The following is a 21313-nucleotide window of genomic DNA, read 5'->3' as shown; positions in this document are numbered from 1 at the left end:
CCCGCCGGATCTGGCCGCAAAGGCAGCCGGGCACCATAGAAATCTGAAGCATGCTCTCTCCACCGCATCATCTGCGGTGTTAGAAAGAGTCGCCGAGCCATGTGACCACACAACCTGCGCAAGAGCCTTAATACTGGGTCCCAATACCGCGACATTGAAAATTGATCTGCATCAATATCGCGCAGTCGCAGTTGCCTCGCGATTTCTGTTGCAGATTTATCATTCGCAAGGCAAAACTTCACGACGACTTTGCATTCCGCGGTTAGTGCGATGCGAAATTTCCTCTTGAAAAATACAGTCCGTCACGAAGCGGTGATCAAGGTCAGGGCAAGCCAGCGCCGTTAGGCTGTTGAAATCGGACGAACAGTGTCGAATGGGCAAAAAGGTTCGAGCGCCGGAAAGAGAGGATGACATGGCTGCCAACCGCGACCTTATTCCGAACGAGGCCACCTGTCCGGTCTCTCTCGATCTCCTGGCCAGGCTGCTGCGTTGCGAGGGGGACCTACGCAACGATCTGATCCGCGCCATCCCCGCGATGGAGCGGGCAAGGCTCGCCTTCTTCTGCTACAATCGTGTGCATCTGCGCGATCTCGCCTTCCGCATCACGCTTCTCTGCGAATTGAAGGAACTGCGGATCCTCGCCGGCACCAAAGGCGACATGCTCTACCAGCAGGCAACCGAACACGGCATCTTCGATGACCACGACACCGCGCTGACCAAGCGCCGCGGCGTGACGCTCGCCCGCACCGCGCGGGGCTGATGCAACCGCCGAGGCGATGTCTCACGGGCTTGCCGCCATGCCAGCTATTCCGGCGACTGTGTTCCCCATCGGCTCCCAGACCGTGACGAGGCGATCTTTCGCCACAAGTTCCGGCAGCGCCGCGTGCCACTCCTGACGGTACGGACGGCCGAGCTGGACGGCGACAACCTCCCCATGGTCCTGCCAAACTTCGTGAAGAAGAAAGTGCAGGGGATCGGCCGGATCGACATGGAATGTGTGGCCGAGATGGGTGGGTTCGCTCTGCATCGCCGCGATCACGCCGCCCAGTAAATTCAGAAAACGCTCGCGCTCCGGCGCCCGTACCCAGAATTCGATGACATAGGCTACGCTCATCGCCGCGCTCCGAAATCGGACATGACCGGCAGCGTGCTCACGCTGAACCGCGAGCGATGAAGCCGCCGCAAGATGGATCGAGACGATGTCTTCGGCTGGGTATGGCTCGGCCCCATGGCACTCTCCAGTGGTTGCGCGGCGATGATGGCGCAGCGAGCACCGAGACGCGATTACCTGGAAGGTCATGGTCTGGCGGCGGCTGCCGTGTAGGATGGGCGACATGATCGGCCTGGCGAGCGAAACCGTGGGAGACGTTCTGCGCGAATGGCGCCGGTATCGCCGGTTCAGCCAGATCGACCTTGCCGCCGAAGCGCAGATTTCCACTCGACATCTCAGCTTCGTCGAAAGCGGGCGGTCGTCGCCGAGCCGCGACGTTCTCCTGCGGCTCGCCGGGGCGCTGGACATGCCGCTTCGCGGACGCAACCGCCTGCTCCTGGCCGGCGGCCTGGCGCCCCAGTTTCCCGAACGTTCCTTCGATGCGCCGGACATGCGGATGGCACGCCAGGCCGTGGAAGCCGTTCTGACCGCGCACGAGCCGTTTCCGGCGGTTGCGGTCGACCGGCATTGGACGCTGGTCGCCGCCAACCGGTCGATCATGTCGCTGCTTCGCGGCGTATCGGCGCGGCTGCTGACGCCGCCGGTCAACGTCTTGCGCCTTACCCTGGAACCGGACGGGCTCGCGCCCTCGATCCTCAATTACGGCGCATGGCGACGGCATCTCACGGACCGTCTTCGCCGCGACGCGGCGGCGTCCGGAGATCCAGCACTCTTCAGGCTTTGCGACGAATTGCAGGCACTCCCGGCGCCACCTGCTCCGCCAGCTGCAAGGCAGTTAGCGGAGCTCCCGATTGCCGTTCCCTTGGTGCTCCGCTCCCCGGCAGGCGGTGAAACGCTCTCGCTGCTTTCCACCACCACCGTCTTCGGCACCGCGACGGACGTGACGCTCGCAGAGCTGACGCTCGAATGCTTCTACCCGGCCGACGAGGACACCCGTTCCGCATTGGCGCGGCTCCCTCCCCCCTCCACAGCAGGGTTTCGCGGCTGACTTGCCGAAGGGCGACGGAGCGCCGGCGTCACCGCTGGCCGAAGATGCGGAAACAACACGGCGACGCAGCTTCACCTGATCGCCCCCCGCCGCAATGCCGCCACCGCGCAGCGACCGCCGCGTTGCGCACGATCCTCCTCCCGGTGACGAGCCGCCCGGCCGAAAACCCGGCCGTTGGTGGGAAAAACCCGGCCGCACATGCGAAAACGGGAGGGCGGCAGTGTTGCCGTCCTCCCGTTGCGTCCAATCGCTCGATCGATCGAGCTTAGAGGGTGCGCGCCACGTGCTCGACACGGAAGCACTCGATGACGTCGCCCTGGCGGATGTCCTCGTAGCGCTCGAAGGCCATGCCGCATTCCTGGCCGCTGATGACCTTCTGCACTTCGTCCTTGAAGCGCTTGAGCGTCTTCAGCGTGCCCTCGTGGATGACGACGCCGTCGCGGATCAGGCGAACGCCCGCGCCACGCTCGACTTCGCCCTCGGTGACGAGACAGCCCGCGACCTTGCCGACCTTGGTGATGTTGAACACCTCGCGGATCTCGGCATTGCCGAGGAAGGTCTCGCGCCGCTCCGGCGAAAGCAGGCCCGACATCGCGTCCTTCACGTCATCCACGAGATCGTAGATGATGTTGTAGTAGCGGATCTCGATGCCCTCGCGCTCGGCCGCCTCGCGCGCCTGCTTGTTGGCGCGGACGTTGAAGCCGATGATCGCCGCGTTCGAGGCGGCGGCCAGCGAGATGTCGGACTCGGTGATCGCGCCGGCGCCCGAATGGACGATGAGAGCGCGCACCTCGTCGGTCGAGATCTTGTCGAGCGAGCCGATGATCGCCTCGATCGAGCCTTGCACGTCGCCCTTGATGACCAGCGGGAAGTCCTTGAGGCCGGTATCCTGCAACTGCGACATCATCTGCTCGAGCGAGCCGCGCTGGCCGGCCGACTTGGCCACCTGCTTCTCGCGGGCGAGCCGCTGCCGATACTCGGAGATCTCGCGGGCCTTGGACTCGTTCTCGACCACCGCGAAGCGATCGCCGGCCAGAGGCGTCCCCTGCATGCCGAGGATCTCGACCGGCAGCGACGGCGGAGCTTCCTTGAGTTGCTCGCCCTTGTCGTTGATCAGCGCGCGCACCCGGCCCCATTCATCGCCGGTAACGACGATGTCGCCGACCTTCAACGTGCCGGTCTGGACGAGGACCGTCGCGACCGGGCCGCGGCCCTTGTCGAGCTGCGCCTCGATGACGACGCCTTCGGCGGTGCGCGTCGGATCGGCCTTCAGGTCGAGGAGTTCGGCCTGCAGGAGGATCGCCTCCAGAAGCTTGTCGAGACCGGTGCCCTTGACCGCAGAGACCTCGACGTCGAGTACCTCGCCGCCCATGGATTCGACGAACACCTCGTGCTGCAGCAGTCCGCTGCGAACCTTGGCGGGGTCGGCGCTCGGCTTGTCGATCTTGTTGATCGCCACGACGATCGGCACGCCGGCCGCCTTGGCGTGCCGGATCGACTCGATCGTCTGCGGCATGACGCTATCGTCCGCCGCCACCACCAGCACCGCGATGTCGGTCGCCTGGGCCCCGCGGGCACGCATCGCCGTGAAGGCCGCGTGACCGGGCGTGTCGATGAACGAGATCTTGTGACCGTTCTGCTCGACCTGATAGGCGCCGATGTGCTGGGTGATGCCGCCGGCCTCGCCGGAAACCACCTTGGTCTTGCGGATCGCGTCGAGAAGCGAGGTCTTGCCGTGGTCGACATGGCCCATGATGGTGACGACCGGCGGCCGCGACACCAGCTTCTCGGGATTGTCCTCGACCCCGAAGATGCCGGTTTCGACGTCGGACTCGGCAACGCGGTTCACCGTATGCCCGAATTCGGACGCGATGATCTCGGCGAGATCGGCCTCGATGATGTCGCCCGGCTTCATCATCTGCCCCTCTTTCATGAGGAACTTGATGACGTCGACGGAACGCTCCGACATGCGGTTGGCGAGTTCCTGGATGGTGATCGTCTCTGGCAGTATCACTTCGCGTATGATCTTCTCTCGCGGCGTGTTCTGCTGCGAGCGTTTGAATTTCTCCTGGCGGCGACGAATCGACGACAGCGATCGACCACGGCCGCCCTCTTCGGCCGTCAGGGCCTTGTCGAGGGTCAGCTTGCCGCTGCGGCGGCCTTCGTCGCGCGTCGGCCGGGCCGGCTTCGGTGCTTCGGCCGGTGCCCCGCCACGCGGGCTGCGACGCGGGCTGGCGGCGCCGCGGCGCGCGCCCTCCTCCTCGTCGCCGATCGGGCGGCGTCTTCCTTCGCCGCGTTCGGCACGAGCCGCTGCCGCCTCGGCGTCGGCCGGAGACAAGGGCGCGGCTTCCTTGGCCGTCGGCGCGGGCTTGTTGTTGCGCCGCGTCGCGGCGTCGGCTTCGGCCTTGCGCTTGGTTTCGGCTTCGGCCTCGAGACGGGCCTGTTCCTCGGCCTGGCGGCGCTCGGATTCCTCGCGCTCGGCCCGGCGACGTTCGTCGTCGGCGATGCGGCGGGCTTCGTCCTCCTGGAAGACGCGGCGCGCCTCGGCCTCGCGCTGCTTGGCGAGTTCGAGCGCCCTGCGGCGCGCGTCCATCTCCCGCGACGAGAGATCGGAAAGCACGGCGCCGCGCGGCTGCCTTTGCCCGGAGGGCGCCGCCTGCGGAGCGCCGCGGCGATCGTCGCGACCACCGGAACGGTTCTGGCCGCCCCGATTGTCGCGGTTGTCGCCACGATTGTCCGGACGCGGGCCACGATTGCCATCCCGGCCTGCGCCGTCGCGGCCCCGCTGCGCGGGCGCCTGCGAGGGAGAGGCCTGGCCGGGGCGCGGAGCCGTTGCGCCGGTGCGCTGCGGCGCGCTGGTCGCCGACGCGGCGGGTGCCGTCGTCGCCGCACGCGGTGCTTCGGGAGCCGCTGCCGGAGCCGGAGCTGATTCCGCACGCGCTTCGACCGGCGCCGGCTCTGCCGGAGCGGCCTCAGCCGGCTTGGCCTCGGCAACGGTTTCCTGCGGGGGCGCCTTCGGGGCGGGAGCCTCGGCTGCGGCCGGCGCCTCGGCCGGAGCGCTCGCGGCCGCGGGCGCCTCGGCGGCGGGTGCTTCCGGCGCGGCAGCCGCCGGGGTCTCGACGGCTTCGGGTGCCGCGGCTGGAGCCGGCTTCGGCGGGAATTCGATCTGCTTCGGGCGACCGCCGCTGTTCAGCGGCTGCGGCGCCGGGGCGATCTTCGGCGCGACGGTGCCGGTGGGCGCACGCTCCTGCGGCGGCGTCGGCTGGGCCGGCGCAGGCTCGCTGGCGCGCGGCTTCAGGCCGGCAGCGACGTTCGGCTTGGGAGCCGCCGTCTCTTCCGGCTTGTGAATCCGCCGCTTCTTGGTCTCGACCACGACATTCTTGGTGCGCCCGTGACTGAAATTCTGGCGCACCGTCGACTGCTCGACGCCGCCGCGCTTCAGGGTCAGGGTCTTCTTCGAGCTCACATGGAGCGTCTTGTCGTCGCCGGACTTGGTATCGCTCATCTACGCTTCCACTTCCTGCGCGGGATCGGTCCCGCGCCCTTCGTCTTGCCCGGAAGCGCGCTTTACCAGGCGCTTCCAATCGGTTGCAGTCTCAATGTTCCGGCGACGAGTCGCCGCGGACGGCGCCGTCGATCGCCTCGTCGGGGAACTCACCCCGATATCTGGCCAGCGCTTCCAAGCGCTTCAGAGCAGCCGAGCCTGCATCACCGGCAAGGATGGCTGCATGTATCACATTCCCCCCGCCCAACGCCAAGCTGATTTCGTCGGTGCCAAAGAGGCGAAACCTTGCGACCGGGTGGCCGGTCTCGCGCTGTCTGGCGCGCCGAACGGCCTCGATCTTTCTCATTCCGTCTTCGGCCGCCTCCAGAGACTGGAGGAGGCCGACGGCCCGTCCCGTGCGGACGGCGCCTTCCACCTTGGCCGCGCCGGCGACCAGCTGACCGGCCTTGCGGGCAAGGCCGAGAGAGCCCATCGCCTGGCTCGCCAGGAGCCGATCGACCATCGCGCCCAGGTCGGCCGGCGTTTCCACCGCAACGCGAAACGCCCTGGCGAACAGCCGCCGCTTGACCGCCGTCTCGACCGCCTCGCGGCTGATCGAGACATGGGCGCCACGCCCGGGGAGCCGCCGCTTCAGATCCGGCACGACCCGGTTCTCGGGATCGCGCACGAACCGGATGAGCTCGGCCGGATCGAGGCTTTGCCGGGTGACGATGCAGGTGCGCGGGTTCAGAAGATCCTCTCCCGCGAAATCGCTCTCGTCCGGGGCCTCGCCCCGTCCCGCCTCGTCATCGCGCCCCGCCACCGCAGAACCTATCCGCTCGCCGTTCAAGCCGCGTGGTCTTCGACCGCTTCCTCGCCCTCTTCCTCTTCGACGTCAGGACCCCGGAGGTCCGCCTCGGTGATCCAGCCGGCCTTCAGCCGCGCCGACAGGATCATCTGCTCGGCATCGGCGCGCGAGACCTCGAAGGGGCTCAGCGTGCCGGGATAGCGCTTCGTCTCGCCGTCCTTGCGCTCGCTCCAGCCGGTCAGGTCGTCGACGGCGCAACCGGCGAAGTCCTCGAGCGACTTGACGTCGTCCTGGCCGAGCGCGACGAGCATCTCCGTCGTCAGCCCGTCGATCTCCTTCAACTCGTCGGCAACGCCGAGTTCCTTGCGCTTGGCGTCGAATTCCGCCTCGCGCCGTTCCAGATACTCGCGGGCCCGGGTCTGGATCTCGTTTGCGGTGTCCTCGTCGAAGCCCTCGATCGCGGCGACCTCGTCGGCATCGACATAGGCCACTTCCTCGACGGTGGCGAAACCTTCCGAGGCCAGCAGCTGGCCGACCATCTCGTCGACGTCCAGCGCCTCCATGAAGGTCTCCGACCGCTCCTGGAATTCCTTCTGGCGGCGCGAGGATTCCTCTTCCTCGGTCAGGATGTCGATGTCCCAGCCGGTGAGCTGCGAGGCGAGGCGCACATTCTGGCCGCGGCGTCCGATCGCAAGAGAAAGTTGGTCATCGGGGACGACGACTTCAATCCTCTCGGCATCCTCGTCGAGCACCACCTTGGCGACTTCCGCCGGCTGCAGCGCATTGACGAGGAAGGCGGCGGCATCCGGCGACCAGGGGATGATGTCGATCTTCTCGCCCTGGAGCTCGCCGACCACGGCCTGGACGCGCGAGCCGCGCATGCCGACGCAGGCGCCGACCGGGTCGACAGAGGAATCCGACGAAACCACCGCGATCTTGGCCCGCGAGCCCGGATCTCGCGCCACCGCCTTGATGGTGATGATGCCGTCGTAGATCTCCGGCACTTCCATGGTGAAGAGCTTGGCCATGAACTGCGGATGGGTGCGCGACAGGAAGATCTGCGGCCCACGCTGCTCGCGGCGCACGTCGTAGACATAAGCGCGGACCCGGTCGCCGTAGCGGAACATCTCCCGCGGGATCTGTTCGTCGCGGCGGATGATCCCCTCGCCGCGGCCGAGATCGACGATGACGTTGCCGTATTCGACGCGCTTGACCGTGCCGTTGACGATCTCGCCCACCCGGTCGCGGAATTCGTCGTACTGGCGGTCGCGCTCGGCGTCACGCACCTTCTGGACGATCACCTGCTTGGCCGACTGGGCGGCGATGCGGCCGAAATCCATCGGCGGCAGCTGCTCGGCGATGAAGTCGCCGGGCTCGGCATCGGGGTTCTTGTCGCGGGCGAGTTCCAGATAGATCTGGGTGTTCGGGTTCTCGACGTCGTCCACCACCTCGAGCAGGCGCTGCAGCTTCATCTCGCCGGTCTTGGTGTTGATGTCGACGCGGATGTTGGTCTCCTGGCCGTAGCGGGAGCGGGCGGCCTTCTGGATGGCGTCGGCCATGGCGCCGATGACGATGTCGCGGTCGATCGATTTTTCCCGCGCCACCGCGTCCGCGATCTGCAGAAGCTCGAGCCTGTTCGCACTGACTGCCATTTTTTCAAGTCTCCTGATCGGACGATCGCGGCCGGGCTCGTTCCCGCGCGTTCGCCCTGAAGCGTTCGTTTCTCGCCCGCAGATCACCCGGGCAATTTTACTGTTCGCGGCCGCCTGTCGTCCGCGCGGCGCGGCGTCGGATCGTCCGGCACCGCGTCTTCAATGCACGCCGCCGGGCAGGCCCCCGGGGCCGGATCCCTCCGTTTCGTCCTCGCCCGGCTCCTCCGGCTCGCCGCGGCGCTTGCGCGCCGCCTTGTCGGCCTTCAGCGAGGCCTCCACGAGTTCGTCGGTCAGCACCAGACGCGCGTCGCCGATGGCGTCGAAGGGAACTTCCAGGGCACTCGGCTCGCCATACGCGGGCTGGTCACGCTCGACCCGGATGGCCGTCTCCGAAACCTCGACGATCTTGCCGCGAAAGCGCTTGCGGTCGCCGACGAGCCGGCTGGTTTCCAGCTTCATCAGATAGCCGGCCCAGGTCTCGAAATCGCTCTTGCGGACCAAGGGCCGGTCGATGCCCGGCGAGGAGACCTCGAGGTGATACTCCCGGTCGAGCGGATCGACGGCGTCGAGCACCGGCGAGATCGCCCGCGACACCTTTTCGCAATCCTCGACGGTCATCGTCCCGTCCGAACGCTCCGCCATGATCTGCAGGGTCATGCCGTTGAGGCCGGAGATGCGGACACGCACGAGGCGATAGCCGGCGTCCTCGATCGTCGCCTCGACGACGTCGGCGATCTTGGCTTCGAGGCCCTGTTCGCGGACGATGCGCATGTCGCTCAGACTGATGCTCCTTTGCCGATCGGCCCCGAATCGTCTTTGCCGATCGGTCCCAGCGCGTCGGTGCCTCGAGGCCGCGCCGCTCGAACACCCGGGGAACCGCCGCCGGCCGGGCCGGCGCGGATGGTCCGGGGATCGCGGCGCCTGCCGCCGATGGCTGCCGGCACGATTTCGATCTCCCAATCTCCGCAGCGGCGCCGTTTCACTCGGGTCGTATCGGCCGTCCCGACGTTTGGTAACAAAAAAGAGCGGGACCGGTCGGACCCACTCTCACGACATCACCGCAGAGAATATGCGCCTCATATACCCCGCTTCGGCCGCCGCTTCAAGAGCCGGATTGGTCGATGTCCGCGACACACGGGTTATCCCGGTCGGCGAGAGGCTCATCGTCAGGTCTCCCAGTCGCCCAGGTCGGGGCTCTGCGGCCGGTACGGCGGCCGACTACCGACCAAGGATCGGGCACCATGGCAACCGCCCTCCGCCCCCCGCACACCTCGTTCATCTACTGGGAACGGGGTCGCCCCGTTGCAACGCATGGACGATCACCAAGCAAGAGCGGCGCTGCTCCAGCGAAGATACTAAGCCGCAGAGACTATTTTTTGCCACAGCCTCGACGAGGAACACTCGGTGTGTTCACGCGCACTTGTAATTTTTCGCGGTCGGTGGAATCATATCGGTGGGGCCTAGAAACGGCATGCTTCAATGTTACTCCAGTTTCCAGGACGGCTGGACCTCGTTCGCGAGCGTGTCGGCCAGGCTTCGCTGTGTCCATCGTCATGGACGCCACTCCTCGGATCGATCGCCAAGGTCATGCCCGGTGCAGAGGCCCGGCTGAGGCGCATCGATCGAAACGTCGCGCGGCGCGGCCTCGTGGCCCGTCGCGTCCTCTCCGCGGCCAATCGGACGCGACTTCGCTATTCCGATGGCAGCTGGCAGGACGATTTCCATCCCCGGCTCGAAGCCGGCACGGTCTTCCGCCTCGACGAACTCGACCGGCTCGCCCGGCCGGATCTCGCGGTGGACTGCGAGCCGGCCGGCGCGGGTCTCGTTCTCCACGACTGCGTGCAGCAGAGCTGGCTTCTGACCGTCTCCGCTCCGCCGCAGCGCCGCGACGAGTTCCTGCCGCCGGTCCTGACGCTTCTCAACCGTCTCGCCGACGATCTCGTTCCCGCCTTCATGGTCTCTCACGCGACCGGCAGCCCGGACCAGCCGAGCCGCCCGACGATCGAGAGCGTCTGGGACCGGGTCTCGTCGCCGGTCGTGCTTCTGACGCGAGACATGACGATCGAGGCCGCCAACGTCGCTGCCGAGGACCTGTTGCACGAGGCGCGTTATTTCCGCCGGGGGCTGCTGAACGAACGGTTGACGCTCGCCGATCGCGACGACGAGGTGGAGATCGAGGCGGCGATGGGCCGGCTGCTCGGCCATCGGCGCGATGCGGCCCGGGTCACGCTACGGGGCCTGCGTCGTGCACGGCCTCTCGGCCTGACGCTGCGACGGGCGGGCTCGCCGGTCTGGCGCCAGCAATTCGTCCCGGAACTGGCCGATGCGTCCCACGTCCTGGCGATCTTCTCCGATTGAAACGCCCGAGCGCCGGTCGCCTTTGGGCGACCGGTCGTCACCGACGGCGAAGCCCGCCACAGAGGACGATGACACGCGGGATCGGCGAGCCGCTGCCACAGCGCCGCTGCCTCAGCCGATCGCCTGCAACAGAGCGACGGCCCTGGCGATCTCGTCGGCGTTGATGGAGTGGCCGGGCTCCGGATAGAGCACCGCCTCGACCTCGGCGCCGCGCGACGCCAGATGACGCTCGGTTTCCATCACCCGCAGGGCCGGGATGAACGGGTCGGTTCGGCTGCAGCCGAGAAACACCCTCGTGCCGGCGAGGCTCTCGGTCTCCGGCCGGTTCGCCGCGTCGGGGCCGATCAGGCCGCCGGAGAAGCCGAGCACGCCCGCGAGGCTCCCGGCATTGCGCGCCAGATATTCGAGCGACAGGCAGGCCCCTTGGGAGAAGCCGGCGAGCACCGTGCGCTCCGGCCCGAATCCCTCGGCCTCGAGGCCCGCCAGGATTTCCCCGATCCGCCCGAGCGCGTTGGAGAGAGAGGGTTCGTTGGCGGACAGGGGCTGGGTGAAGGGCGCCGGATACCAGGCCCCGCCCGGTGCGTCGGGCGCCACGTAGAAAACATCCGGCAGGCCGAACGCATCGGACAGGCCGATGATGTCGGCACCCGAGGCGCCGCGACCGTGAATACAGACGACGGCGAGCCGGGCGTCCTTCGGGGCGCTGCCGGCGGCAAGGAGGCCGCTTTCTGCTAGCGGCCCGGTCAGGCGGATTTCAGACATCGAAAACTTCCTTCTCGAACGAGGATCGTTGCCGGCAATGGCGGCGGGAGAATGGCTTGTGGATGGGAGGGGACGTCCTCGCCCTCTCACGGCATCCGGCGCGGTGGCCGGCCGGCGGCTTCGTTCAAAACCGCCGGCCGGCCGGCTCCGTGCCTCAGGCAAGCGGCTTCAGATTCGCCTCGATCGCCGCCCGCTTCGGCTCGAGGAAGGGCGGCAGCGACAGGCTTTCGCCGAGGCTCGCCAGCGGCTCGTCGACTGCAAAGCCCGGCCCGTCGGTGGCAATCTCGAAGAGAATGCCGTTCGGCTCGCGAAAATACAGCGAGCGGAAGTAGTAGCGCTCCACCTCGCCGCTCGACGGCACCCGGTATTCGCGCACGCGCTTCGCCCATTCGGTGAGCTCGGCATTGTCGCCCGTCCGGAAGGCGACATGGTGGACGCCGCCGGCGCCCTGGCCGGCCGGCGGAAGATGCGGCTCGACGGCGACGTGCAGCTCGGCCGCCGGACCGCCCTCGCCCATCTCGAAGACGTGAACGGTCGCTCCCGCCTCCTCGTATCGCCGGACCTCGCGCATGTTCATCACCTTGACGAGCAGCGCCTCGGTCGGCGCCAGCTGCGGCACCGACAGGACGATCGGGCCGAGGCCGCGGATCTGGTGCTCGGCCGGAACGCTGCTGCCGTCCCAGGGATTGGCGTCGCCTGCCCCCCCGTCGCCGACGAGCCGCAGCCGCTGGCCTTCCGGGTCCTCGAAGTCGAGACTCGCGCGGCCGTCGAGGCTGCGAATCTCGCCAACTTCGACGCTATTCTCCTTCAGCCGCCCGGCCCAGTAGTCGAGGCTGGCCTGGCCGGAAACGCGCAGCGAGGTCCGGGCGATCGAATGGGTGCCGCGGGTCTCGCGCGGCGCCGGCCAGTCGAAGAAGGTCACGTCCGTCCCCGGCGACGCCAGGCCGTCGGCATAGAAGAGGTGGTAGGCCGAGGTGTCGTCCTGGTTGACGGTCTTCTTGACCAGCCGCATGCCGAGCACGCGCTTGTAGAAGTCGAGGTTTCCCGGCGCGTCGGCCGTAATCGCGGTGAGATGATGGATGCCGGTCAGAGTCAGGCTCATGGTCGCCTCCGTTGGTTGTGTGGCTGCAAGATAAGGCATCGACCCGCCCGACCGGCAGAGGACGATCCGTGACGAATTGTCGTCGATTTGTGAACGGCCGTTACCTGTTTCTTCCTGACGGATCGTCGCAGCGGGTCGCAACCGCGCAGACTGGTTCCAGTTACGCAGCCCACCATCGAACGTGCCATGGAGTCGAGACAGCCGATGCCGAAGCGGGAAAAGCGGGCCGAAGAAGCGCCGGGAGGGCCGATCGTCGTCTGGATCCGCGACGATCTGAGGCTCGACGACAATCCGGCACTCGCCCATGCCGCCGAAACCGGCCGTCCTGTCGTGCCGCTCGTCGTGCTGGACGAGGAATCGCAGGGCGTCCGGTCTCTCGGCGGCGCCCACAAATGGTGGCTGCACCATTCGCTGGAGAGTTTTGCCGCCTCGCTGCGGGGTATCGGATCGCAGTTGACGCTGCGCCGGGGCAAGGCGGAGGATCATGTCCTCGACGTCATCGAGGCGACCGGCGCGACGTCGCTGTTCTTCAACCGCCGCTACGATCCGGCATCCCGCGGGATCGACGACGCCATCGAGAAGGCGCTCGGCGCAGACGTCGCGGTCGAGCGCTTCACCGCCAACATCCTGCACGAGCCGGAAGCGGTCCAGACGAAGTCCGGCGGGTACTACAAGGTCTATACGCCGTTCTGGAAGAACGTCTCGGAAACCGGCTTCCGCGATCCGATGGATCCGCCGAAGGGGCTGAAGCAACCGGACGACTTCCCGAAGTCCGAACAGTTGAAGGATTGGGATCTGCTGCCGACGAAGCCGGACTGGTCGGGCGGTATTCAGGATGTCTGGACGCCCGGCGAAAAGGCAGCGCAGGAGCGGCTCGAGCATTTCTGCGACGAGCTGCTTCAGGACTACGAAGCCGGTCGCGACAGACCTTTCGCCGACGAGACCTCTCAGCTTTCGCCGCGTCTGCGCTGGGGCGAGATCTCGCCCTTCCGCGCCTGGCACACGGCCAACGCCTATGCTTCGCGGCGCAAGACCATCCCCGACGCGGCCATCCGCACCTTTCGCCGGGAGCTCGTCTGGCGCGACTTCAACTATCATCTCCTCTACCATTTCGGCCGGCTCGAACGCGACAACTTCAACGACCGCTTCGACGGCTTTTCCTGGCGCCGCTCTGCCGCGGACCTGCAGGCCTGGCAGAAAGGCCTCACCGGCTATCCGATCGTCGATGCCGGCATGCGACAGCTCTGGCAGACCGGCTGGATGCACAACCGCGTCCGGATGATCGTCGGCTCGTTCCTGACCAAGGACCTTTTGATCCACTGGCGCGACGGCGAGAGCTGGTTCTGGGACACGCTGGTCGACGGCGACATCGCCAGCAACACCTCGCAGTGGCAGTGGGTCGCGGGATCGGGGGCCGATGCCCAGCCGTTCTTCCGGATCTTCAATCCGATCACCCAGAGCGAGAAATTCGATCCCGACGGCGCCTATATCCGAAGCTTCGTGCCGGAGTTGAAGGACATGCCGGCAAAGGCGATCCACGCACCATGGGAGGCCGACGACGAGGTCCTGGCGACGGCCGGCGTGACCCTCGGAAAGACCTATCCGAAGCCGCTCGTCGACCATGGCGAAGGCCGCCGGCGTGCGCTCGCCGCCTACCAGAAGGTGAAGGGGTAGAGCACGTGAGGTAGGGCCGACGGCGAACGCTCGCCGTCACGGCTCGCCCCCACCCCGGCACCTCTCCACTCTCCGGCGGGCGCAATACATGACGAAACGCAATATCTGCCCGCGGTGCCGTTGCAGTTTCAATCATCGGACCGTCAGCCCCAAGCTACACGAACCTTATTTTCTTTTCGTCCAGTCACCGAAAAATTTACCTCTATCCATCAGTGTCTTGGCATGGGCGAGTGGCACGGTTCATGATTTCACTTTTGGCCAAACGGCTGTTCTGGACGAATTGTCTTGGGGCGACGGCCATCTTCGGCTTCGTCGCGGGAAGCGTTTTTGCAATCGGACACGAGGCCGTCGGCAGGCTTGTCGAGGCCGAGATGCGCACCCGTGGCCAGAGCTTCGCCGACCTCCTTATCGGCCCGGAGCGCTATGTCGACGCAATGCTGACGGGAATCGCCCGCGACCCCGAGGCGGAAAACTTCGTGCGCCGGGTGGCCGACCTTTCGAGTATCGACAGCTACGTGCTCTTCGACCGGAACGGCAACGAAGTCTTCCGATCGCGGTCGGAACGTTACGAATGGCTGCTCCGGGACCGTCCGGGCGGGGTTTCGATGGGCGACAAGCTGTCGGCGTCGACCGTCTCGCGACCGGGGGCGTGGGAAGTGGTCTCCGACGACGGCGAGAGCAATCCGTCCGTGATCATGCCGCTGATTCGCGACGGCCGGACGATCGGCTACCTGTCGGTCGTCGCCGACATGATCGCCGAACGCTACCACTACCAGTCGACGCTCGCCCGGACCTACGCCCTCGTCATCGCCATCGTCCTCGCCGCGACCATCGTGCCGTTCATCCTCTTCCATCTGCGCCGCCGCAAGATCGCCGAGGCGGACGAACGCATCCGCTTCCTCGCCGACCACGATTCCCTGACGCAATTGTTGAACCGCCGCCGCATGCAGGAAGCCTGCGACCAGCTGTTGTTCAAGCTCCGGGCGACGCGCGAGGAACTCGCCTATCTCTATGTCGACCTCGACGACCTGGCGGAGATCAACGATCGCTGCGGCCAGGCGCGGGGCGACGAGATCCTGCGCATCGTCGCCCGCCGGCTCGCTGCAAGCCTCGAGGACGAGGATCTGGTTGCCCGTGTCGGCCCGGACGATTTCGCCATCGTCCGCCGGCGGGTCACCGACCGGCGTCTCGTCGGCGAATTTGCACGCAGGCTTTCCGAGGCCGTCGGCGAGCCGGTGGAGATCGACGGTCACAAGATCGTGCCGAAGATCTCGATCGGCTGCGCCTTCGCGCCGGACCACGGGCGCACCCATTCCGAACTCGTCAAGCATGCCGAGATCGCGCATTTCCACCATAAGGCCGACCGGCAGGGACCGCTGGTCTTCTTCGAGCCGCAGATGGACGAGGTCATGCACCGCCGGCGCTACGTCGAGGCGCAGATCAAGCGCGCGGTCGAAAACGACGGGTTCGAACTGTTCTATCAGCCGCTCGTCAGGGGCGCCGACGGCTCGCTCGTCGGTTTCGAGGCGCTGGCACGGCTCCGCGACGAAAAGGGCGTTCTGATCCCGCCGTCGGAATTCGTGCCGATCGCCGAGGCGCGCGGCTACGTCAAGGCGATGGGCAGCTGGGTCATCCAGGAAGCCACGCGGCAGATCGCCCAGTGGCCGGCGCCGCTGTTCGTCGCGGTCAATCTGTCCGCCGTGCAGTTCGTCGACGGCGATCTCGTCGCCATCATTCGCAGCGCCCTCGATGCGGCGGGAATCGACGGCGAGCGGCTCGAGGTCGAAGTCGTCGAATCGCTGATGCTCGAGCGATCGACCGCCATCCTCGACCAGCTCTTCGCCCTGAAGCAGCTCGGCATCTCCGTCGACATGGACGATTTCGGGACCGGCTACTCCTCGCTCGGCTATCTCTGGCGCTTCCCCTTCGACAAGCTGAAGGTCGACCAGTCCTTCATGCAGGCGCTCGAAAACGGCGAGCCGAACGTCAAGGAAATCGTCGCAACGATCGTCTCGCTCGCCCATCAGATGAAGATGAAGGTGACGACGGAAGGCGTCGAGACCGAGGAACAGGCCCACTTCCTCGCCTCGCTCGGCTGCGATCAGCTGCAGGGCTATTTCTTCGGCAAGCCGCTCCCGGCCCGCGAGACCGCCGAGAAATTCCTCGTCGGCTATCGCCGCAACGATCGCTTCGGCAAAGGCCCGCGCGCCGCCGCCGCGGTCCGCCGCATCGCCTGATCCGGCGTCGTCCGATCGCCCGGGCCGGATCGCGGATCGCGCCGCGCGGCGATCGCCGGACCTCGATCCCACATCCCGATGGGATCCTCCGGACTTTCCATGAAGCGTCCCGGACGCATTGCCGAAGCGCGGGCCTCGCCCGTGACAACGACGCGGTGAGATCCTAAGGCTCTCTGCGTGACGGTGGGCGGATCGAGACGGAAACGTGCGAGACCACCTTCGACGGCAGCGCCGCGCCGGGAGACGCGGGCGATACGAGCGGGAGGATGCAGCGATGACGAATTCAGGGATTTTCGAAATTCTCGACGGGCGCTTCTCGCGCCTTTTCGTGCCGACCGCGCGGCTCGACACGCTGTTCACCGGCTGCCGCTGGGCCGAGGGGCCGGCCTATTTTCCCGCCGCCCGCTCGCTCGTCTGGTCGGACATCCCGAACGACCGGATGCTGCGCTACGACGAATGCACCGGCACGGTCGGGGTGTTTCGCCAGCCGGCCGGCCATTCCAACGGCAACACCGTCGACAGGGCCGGCCGGCTGGTCAGCTGCGAGCACGGCGGCCGGCGGGTCTCACGCACCGAGTTCGACGGTCGGATCGTCACCCTCGCCGATCGCCATGACGGCAAGCGGCTGAACAGCCCGAACGACGTGGTGGTGAAATCCGACGGCACGATCTGGTTCACCGACCCGACCTACGGCATCGACAGCGACTACGAGGGCCACCGCAGCGACAGCGAACAGGCGGGAAGCCTCGTCTTCCGCCTCGATCCGCGGGACGGCAGTCTCGTCGTCGTCGCCGACGACTTCGTCCAGCCAAACGGCATCGCCTTCTCCCCCGACGAACGCCACGTCTACATCGTCGACACCGGCGCGACCCATGTCGAGGACGGCCCGCGGCACATCCGCCGCTTCGCCGTGTCGGACGAGGGGCGGCTGTCCGGCGGCGAGGTCTTCGCCGTTTCGACCAGCGGCCTCTTCGACGGACTGCGGCTCGACGATGCCGGCCGGGTCTGGACGAGCGCCGCCGACGGCGTCCACTGCTACGATCCGGACGGAACGCTCATCGGCAAGATCCGCGTTCCCGAAGTCGTCGCCAATCTTTGCTTCGGCGGCCCCAAGCGCAATTATCTCTATGTCTGCGGCACCACGTCCCTCTACGGGATCAGGCTGCCGGTGAACGGCGCCAAGACCTTCTGACGGCGCCGGCCGGTCGCCGGCCCCGACGCCCGCGACCGGCCGAACGGATCCCGATGCCCGATGCCCGGAGGCGCGGCAAAGAACCGCTGCCGGGGCGAGGCTGGCCTGCGGTCGCCCTCGACATCGGCACGTTGGATCGAGGGATGCGGAGAATCTTCTCGCCCACCAGCAACGGACGTGCGCAGGCCCAGGCCCGGCGACATGGTTGAGAAAACCTTACCGAAGGCCCGTATGTTAACCTTATATTAGATTGCAATTTTACAGACTGCGATTGTAGAGTTTAACATTGGTCATCCGTCGCGTGGAGATTGTACCGATGTCGCAGGTTCATCTAGCCGATACCAGCCACGGAGGTCTTGCGGCATCTTGCGCCGCTTCGCAAATCGTCGACCGCATCGTCGACCGGACCGGCCCCCTGCCCCAGCTCCAGCTGATGTTCGAAGAGCAGCACCGGCTCTTGTGGTTCGTCATGCATCCGGAGCCGAAGCCGGTCTTCACCCTGCCTCTGGTCGACAGCGTATTGCGGGTTCAAAGGGCGCTCCGGTCGATGATCGACGCCGGTGAGCCGATGCCGGTCGAAGTGGTTGCCTATCGCACCGCCGGACCGGCCTTCTCGCTGGGGGGCGATCTCGACTACTATCTCGATTGTCTCGCCAGGCGCGACCGGGGCGGTCTCGTCCGCTATGCCGAGACGGCCTGCGCCGTGATCGAGGGCAACCTCACCGGTTTCGGCGGCCATTTCGCCACCGTTGCGGCCGTGCATGGCCGGGCACTCGGCGGAGGCATCGATCCGGCCCGGGCGTGTCACGTCATGGTGGCCGAGGAATCGGCGACGTTCTGTTATCCCGAGATCAACTACAATCATTTTCCGATCGCCGCCGCGCCGATCCTCACCCGCCGGATCGGGGCCGTGGAGGCGGAGCGTATGCTCCTGTCGGGCCGGAATTTCACCGCAGCGGAATTCTACGGGAAAGGCGCGCTCGAAGCCGTCGTCGGCGACGGCGCCAGTGCCATGTGGGTGCGCGAGTTCTGCACGAAATCGGCCTCGAGCCGGCGCTCGCGCATCGCCATCGCCACCGCCTTCGATCGGATGGCACCAGACCTTGCGAGCGAACTGGCGATTGCCGGCGCGGCCTGGGTCGAGCACATGCTCGCTCTGAGCGAGGCCGAGACCGCCCGGCTTCAGCGCATCATCCAGGCCCAGCAGCGCCTGCTCGCCCGGGTCCTCGGATGAGCGTCCGCCGGGCGCGGGACAAGCGCCTGGCCACTGGCTGCAAGGTTCATGAATTCTCGTGGCCTTTCCATCTCCTTTCAGCCAAGCGTTAATATCTACGTTCTAAGGTGCGGCATAATGGCTCACCATGATGGACGGGCGGTGTCGATCCCAACGAACGGTCATTTCGCCTCGCGGCCTGCGGAGACGGAGAAGACGAGCCGCCAACCGACGCAAGAACGACGCGGCGTTCCGGCGTCGCGAGAGAGCATTCTCGTCGCCTCGCTGTTCTCTTCTCCGGCCTCGATCGTCCTCTCGAATGCCGTCGGCATCCTGGTGATGCTGATCTCCTGGCAATGGACCGGCGACGGGACGTTCTCGGCGCTGGCCGCCATCGCGATCCTCGTGCTTCTGGGACGTATGGCGACGCTCGTGCGCTATCGTCTCGCCTGCCACGAGGGGGAGGGTCACCAAGCGCTCCGGCGCTGGGATCTCGAATTCCAGATCGGCGCGACGCTATTTGCCGTGCTGCAGGGCATCTGCTGCTTTCACGCCATCGCCGCAACGACGCTGCCCGCCGTGCAGATCCTCAATGTGATCGCCGCCGTGGCCTTCGCCTCCGGATATGTCGCTCGCAACGCGGCGAGGCCGAAATACGTGATAATCCAGGTCCTGTGCCTGTGCATCCCGATGATGGTGGCGCTGGAACGGTCGAACCAGCCCAGCTACCGGACCATTGCGATCTTCATCATCCTCTACATGATGACGAATTTCGTCATCGTCCTGTCGCTGAACCGCAATCTGAAGGCCCTGGCGGACGCCAGCGCGGCCGCGCAGGACAAGGAAGCGTCCTCGCGCAAGCATGCCGAACAGGCCCATCTGGCGCTGCGTTCGATGACCCACGGCCTCGTCACCTTCGACGCCAGCCTCGTGTGCGAGCTTCAGAACGACCGCCATGGCGACCTTTACGGCGTCGGTGCCGAGACGAACGATCTCGAAGCGATGCTGGCCGGCGCTATCAAGGCCCGACGCCTGTCGCGCAGCGATGCGACGCTGATCCGCCAGGACGTCAACCGGACCCTCAGGCAACAGGCGACCAGCGCCCGCGAACTGACGACGCCGTGCGGCTCGACCCTGCTCGTCCATGCCAAACCAACCGATACGGGCGGCGTCCTCCTCGTCACCGAGGACTTCACCGAGCGCAAGCTGACCCAGCAGAAGATCGAGACGCTGGCACGGACCGATCCATTGACCGGCCTTGCCAATCGTCACGAACTCGACCGCATGCTGGCGTCGATCGGTCCGGGCTTCAGGGAAGGCATCGGCTCGGTCGCGATCCTCTACATCGATCTCGACGACTTCAAGACGGTCAACGATTCGCTCGGCCACGGCGTCGGCGACAAGGTGCTCGTCGCGATCGCCAAGCGTATCCGTTCGGCCTTCCGGCAGACCGACTTCCTGGCGCGTTTCGGCGGCGACGAGTTCGTCGCGATCATTCCCTCCGCCGATGGCGAGATCAGCCTCGCTGCCGCCGAACGCCTGATGCTGGCGCTCGCCCCGCCGGTCATCGTTGGCGACCGCAAGTTCACGATCGGCGCCAGCATCGGCATCGCCATCGGCCCCAGACACGGCCTCGACGGCGATTCGCTGATGACCGCCGCGGACCTGGCGCTTTACGAGGCGAAGACCACCGGCAAGAACCGCGCCAGCCAATTTCAGCCGGAAATGGCATCTTCCTTCAAGCGCCGCACCGAACTCGAAAACGAGATGCGCGAGGGCTTGGGGAGCGGGCAATTCGAAGTTCACTACCAGCCGATCGTCGAGATCGCTTCTCGCAGGGTCGTCGCCCTCGAAGCGCTGCTGCGGTGGAACCATCCGGCCAAGGGCCGCATCTCGCCGGCGGAATTCATCCCCATCGCCGAGCGCAGCGACCTGATCTCGGATCTCGGCGAATGGGTGTTGAGGAGCGCCGCCGCCGACATCGTCCGGCTGCCGAGCGAAGTGTCGGTCTCGATCAACGTCTCGCCCATGCAGTTTCGCCAGCCCGGGCGCCTCGTCGCGGCGATACGGTCGATCATCGAAGACCGGCATGTGCCGGCAGAGCGGCTCGAGCTGGAGCTCACCGAATCCGTCCTCGTCGACGATACGGAACAGACGCTGGCGACGATGGCGGAACTGAGGGCCCTGGGCGTGCGCTTTTCGCTGGACGACTTCGGCACCGGCTACGCTTCGATCGGCTACCTCGCCACCTATTCCTTCGACAAGGTCAAGATCGACCGCAGCTTCGCCAGCGTCATCTTGGAGAACGACGCCTCGCGCTCGATCGTCGAACTGGTTCAGCACCTCGCCGAGCGCATCGGCTTTACGGTCGTCGCCGAGGGGCTGGAGAGCCAGGTTCAGGTCGAGGCGATCGCCGCGACGGGCATTTGCCTGGCACAGGGTTATTTCTTCGGCAGGCCCGAGCCGATCGGCCCCCTCGCCAAGCGCTTGGCGGTCTCGACCGTCATTTCCGAAGACTGATCGCCGAGGCCCGACCACCGAAGTCGGAGCGAGGTCGAATCGAAGAGCACTCATCGCGGGGCGGCGGCCTTGCACAGCGTCTTGGCCACCGTGCGCGAGACGGCACCCTATGCTTTCCTAACAAACCGGCAGCGACAGACATGCGATTATCG

General features: G+C 66.5%; 15 protein-coding genes. 8 read left to right on the top strand and 7 right to left on the bottom strand.

Going from position 1 to position 21313, the window contains the following annotated elements:
• Positions 1 to 412: 412 nt before the first annotated feature.
• Positions 413 to 760 (top strand): hypothetical protein, encoded by a 348-nt coding sequence (locus GTK09_RS17820; protein WP_163464811.1) that lies wholly within the window; start codon positions 413 to 415, stop codon positions 758 to 760.
• 21 nt (positions 761 to 781) lie between these two features.
• On the opposite strand, the gene GTK09_RS17815 is transcribed toward GTK09_RS17820, so the two are convergent.
• On the bottom strand, positions 782 to 1114 hold the full coding sequence (locus GTK09_RS17815) for a putative quinol monooxygenase (protein WP_163464810.1): 333 nt from the start codon (positions 1112 to 1114) through the stop codon (positions 782 to 784).
• A 220-nt stretch (positions 1115 to 1334) separates the two neighbouring features.
• On the opposite strand from GTK09_RS17815, the gene GTK09_RS17810 reads away from it, so the two are divergent.
• Positions 1335 to 2159 (top strand): helix-turn-helix domain-containing protein, encoded by an 825-nt coding sequence (locus tag GTK09_RS17810; protein WP_163464809.1) that lies wholly within the window; start codon positions 1335 to 1337, stop codon positions 2157 to 2159.
• Between the two features lie 265 nt (positions 2160 to 2424).
• On the opposite strand, the gene infB is transcribed toward GTK09_RS17810, so the two are convergent.
• The 4 genes from infB to rimP form a co-directional block, all read right to left on the bottom strand.
• Positions 2425 to 5664 carry a translation initiation factor IF-2 gene (gene infB, locus GTK09_RS17805; RefSeq protein WP_163464808.1) on the bottom strand — a complete coding sequence of 1080 codons (3240 nt, stop codon included), beginning with the start codon at positions 5662 to 5664 and terminating at the stop codon, positions 2425 to 2427.
• Positions 5665 to 5755: 91 nt separating this feature from the next.
• On the bottom strand, positions 5756 to 6394 hold the full coding sequence (locus GTK09_RS17800; RefSeq protein WP_163464829.1) for an RNA-binding protein: 639 nt from the start codon (positions 6392 to 6394) through the stop codon (positions 5756 to 5758).
• Between the two features lie 95 nt (positions 6395 to 6489).
• A complete protein-coding gene (gene nusA / locus GTK09_RS17795; protein WP_163464807.1) occupies positions 6490 to 8103 on the bottom strand; it encodes a transcription termination factor NusA in 1614 nt (537 codons plus the stop codon).
• Between the two features lie 159 nt (positions 8104 to 8262).
• Positions 8263 to 8874 (bottom strand): ribosome maturation factor RimP, encoded by a 612-nt coding sequence (gene rimP, locus GTK09_RS17790; RefSeq protein ID WP_163464806.1) that lies wholly within the window; start codon positions 8872 to 8874, stop codon positions 8263 to 8265.
• 816 nt (positions 8875 to 9690) lie between these two features.
• On the opposite strand from rimP, the gene GTK09_RS17785 reads away from it, so the two are divergent.
• Entirely contained in the window at positions 9691 to 10461 is a 771-nt protein-coding gene (locus GTK09_RS17785; protein ID WP_163464805.1) for a nitrogen regulation protein NR(II), read from the top strand.
• Positions 10462 to 10572: 111 nt separating this feature from the next.
• On the opposite strand, the gene GTK09_RS17780 is transcribed toward GTK09_RS17785, so the two are convergent.
• Complete coding sequence (locus GTK09_RS17780) at positions 10573 to 11223, bottom strand: alpha/beta hydrolase (protein WP_163464804.1); 651 nt, start codon at positions 11221 to 11223, stop codon at positions 10573 to 10575.
• 154 nt (positions 11224 to 11377) lie between these two features.
• Positions 11378 to 12325, bottom strand: coding sequence for a ring-cleaving dioxygenase (locus GTK09_RS17775; protein ID WP_163464803.1), 948 nt, complete (start codon positions 12323 to 12325; stop codon positions 11378 to 11380).
• 186 nt (positions 12326 to 12511) lie between these two features.
• On the opposite strand from GTK09_RS17775, the gene GTK09_RS17770 reads away from it, so the two are divergent.
• The 5 genes from GTK09_RS17770 to GTK09_RS17750 all read left to right on the top strand — a co-directional run bounded on the left by GTK09_RS17770 (position 12512) and on the right by GTK09_RS17750 (position 21161).
• The gene (locus tag GTK09_RS17770; RefSeq protein WP_246217980.1) at positions 12512 to 13999 is read left to right on the top strand and encodes a cryptochrome/photolyase family protein; all 1488 of its coding nucleotides are present in this window, start codon (positions 12512 to 12514) and stop codon (positions 13997 to 13999) included.
• Between the two features lie 242 nt (positions 14000 to 14241).
• The gene (locus GTK09_RS17765; protein WP_246217979.1) at positions 14242 to 16236 is read left to right on the top strand and encodes a putative bifunctional diguanylate cyclase/phosphodiesterase; all 1995 of its coding nucleotides are present in this window, start codon (positions 14242 to 14244) and stop codon (positions 16234 to 16236) included.
• Between the two features lie 274 nt (positions 16237 to 16510).
• Positions 16511 to 17428 (top strand): SMP-30/gluconolactonase/LRE family protein, encoded by a 918-nt coding sequence (locus tag GTK09_RS17760; protein WP_163464802.1) that lies wholly within the window; start codon positions 16511 to 16513, stop codon positions 17426 to 17428.
• 316 nt (positions 17429 to 17744) lie between these two features.
• The gene (locus tag GTK09_RS17755) at positions 17745 to 18662 is read left to right on the top strand and encodes a crotonase/enoyl-CoA hydratase family protein (RefSeq protein ID WP_163464801.1); all 918 of its coding nucleotides are present in this window, start codon (positions 17745 to 17747) and stop codon (positions 18660 to 18662) included.
• A 117-nt stretch (positions 18663 to 18779) separates the two neighbouring features.
• A complete protein-coding gene (locus GTK09_RS17750) occupies positions 18780 to 21161 on the top strand; it encodes a putative bifunctional diguanylate cyclase/phosphodiesterase (protein ID WP_163464800.1) in 2382 nt (793 codons plus the stop codon).
• Positions 21162 to 21313 lie beyond the last annotated feature (152 nt).

This window comes from Jiella pacifica (assembly GCF_010500815.1).
Classification (GTDB): Bacteria; Pseudomonadota; Alphaproteobacteria; order Rhizobiales; family Rhizobiaceae; genus Jiella; species Jiella pacifica.
This window is presented reverse-complemented; position numbering and strand designations above follow the sequence as displayed.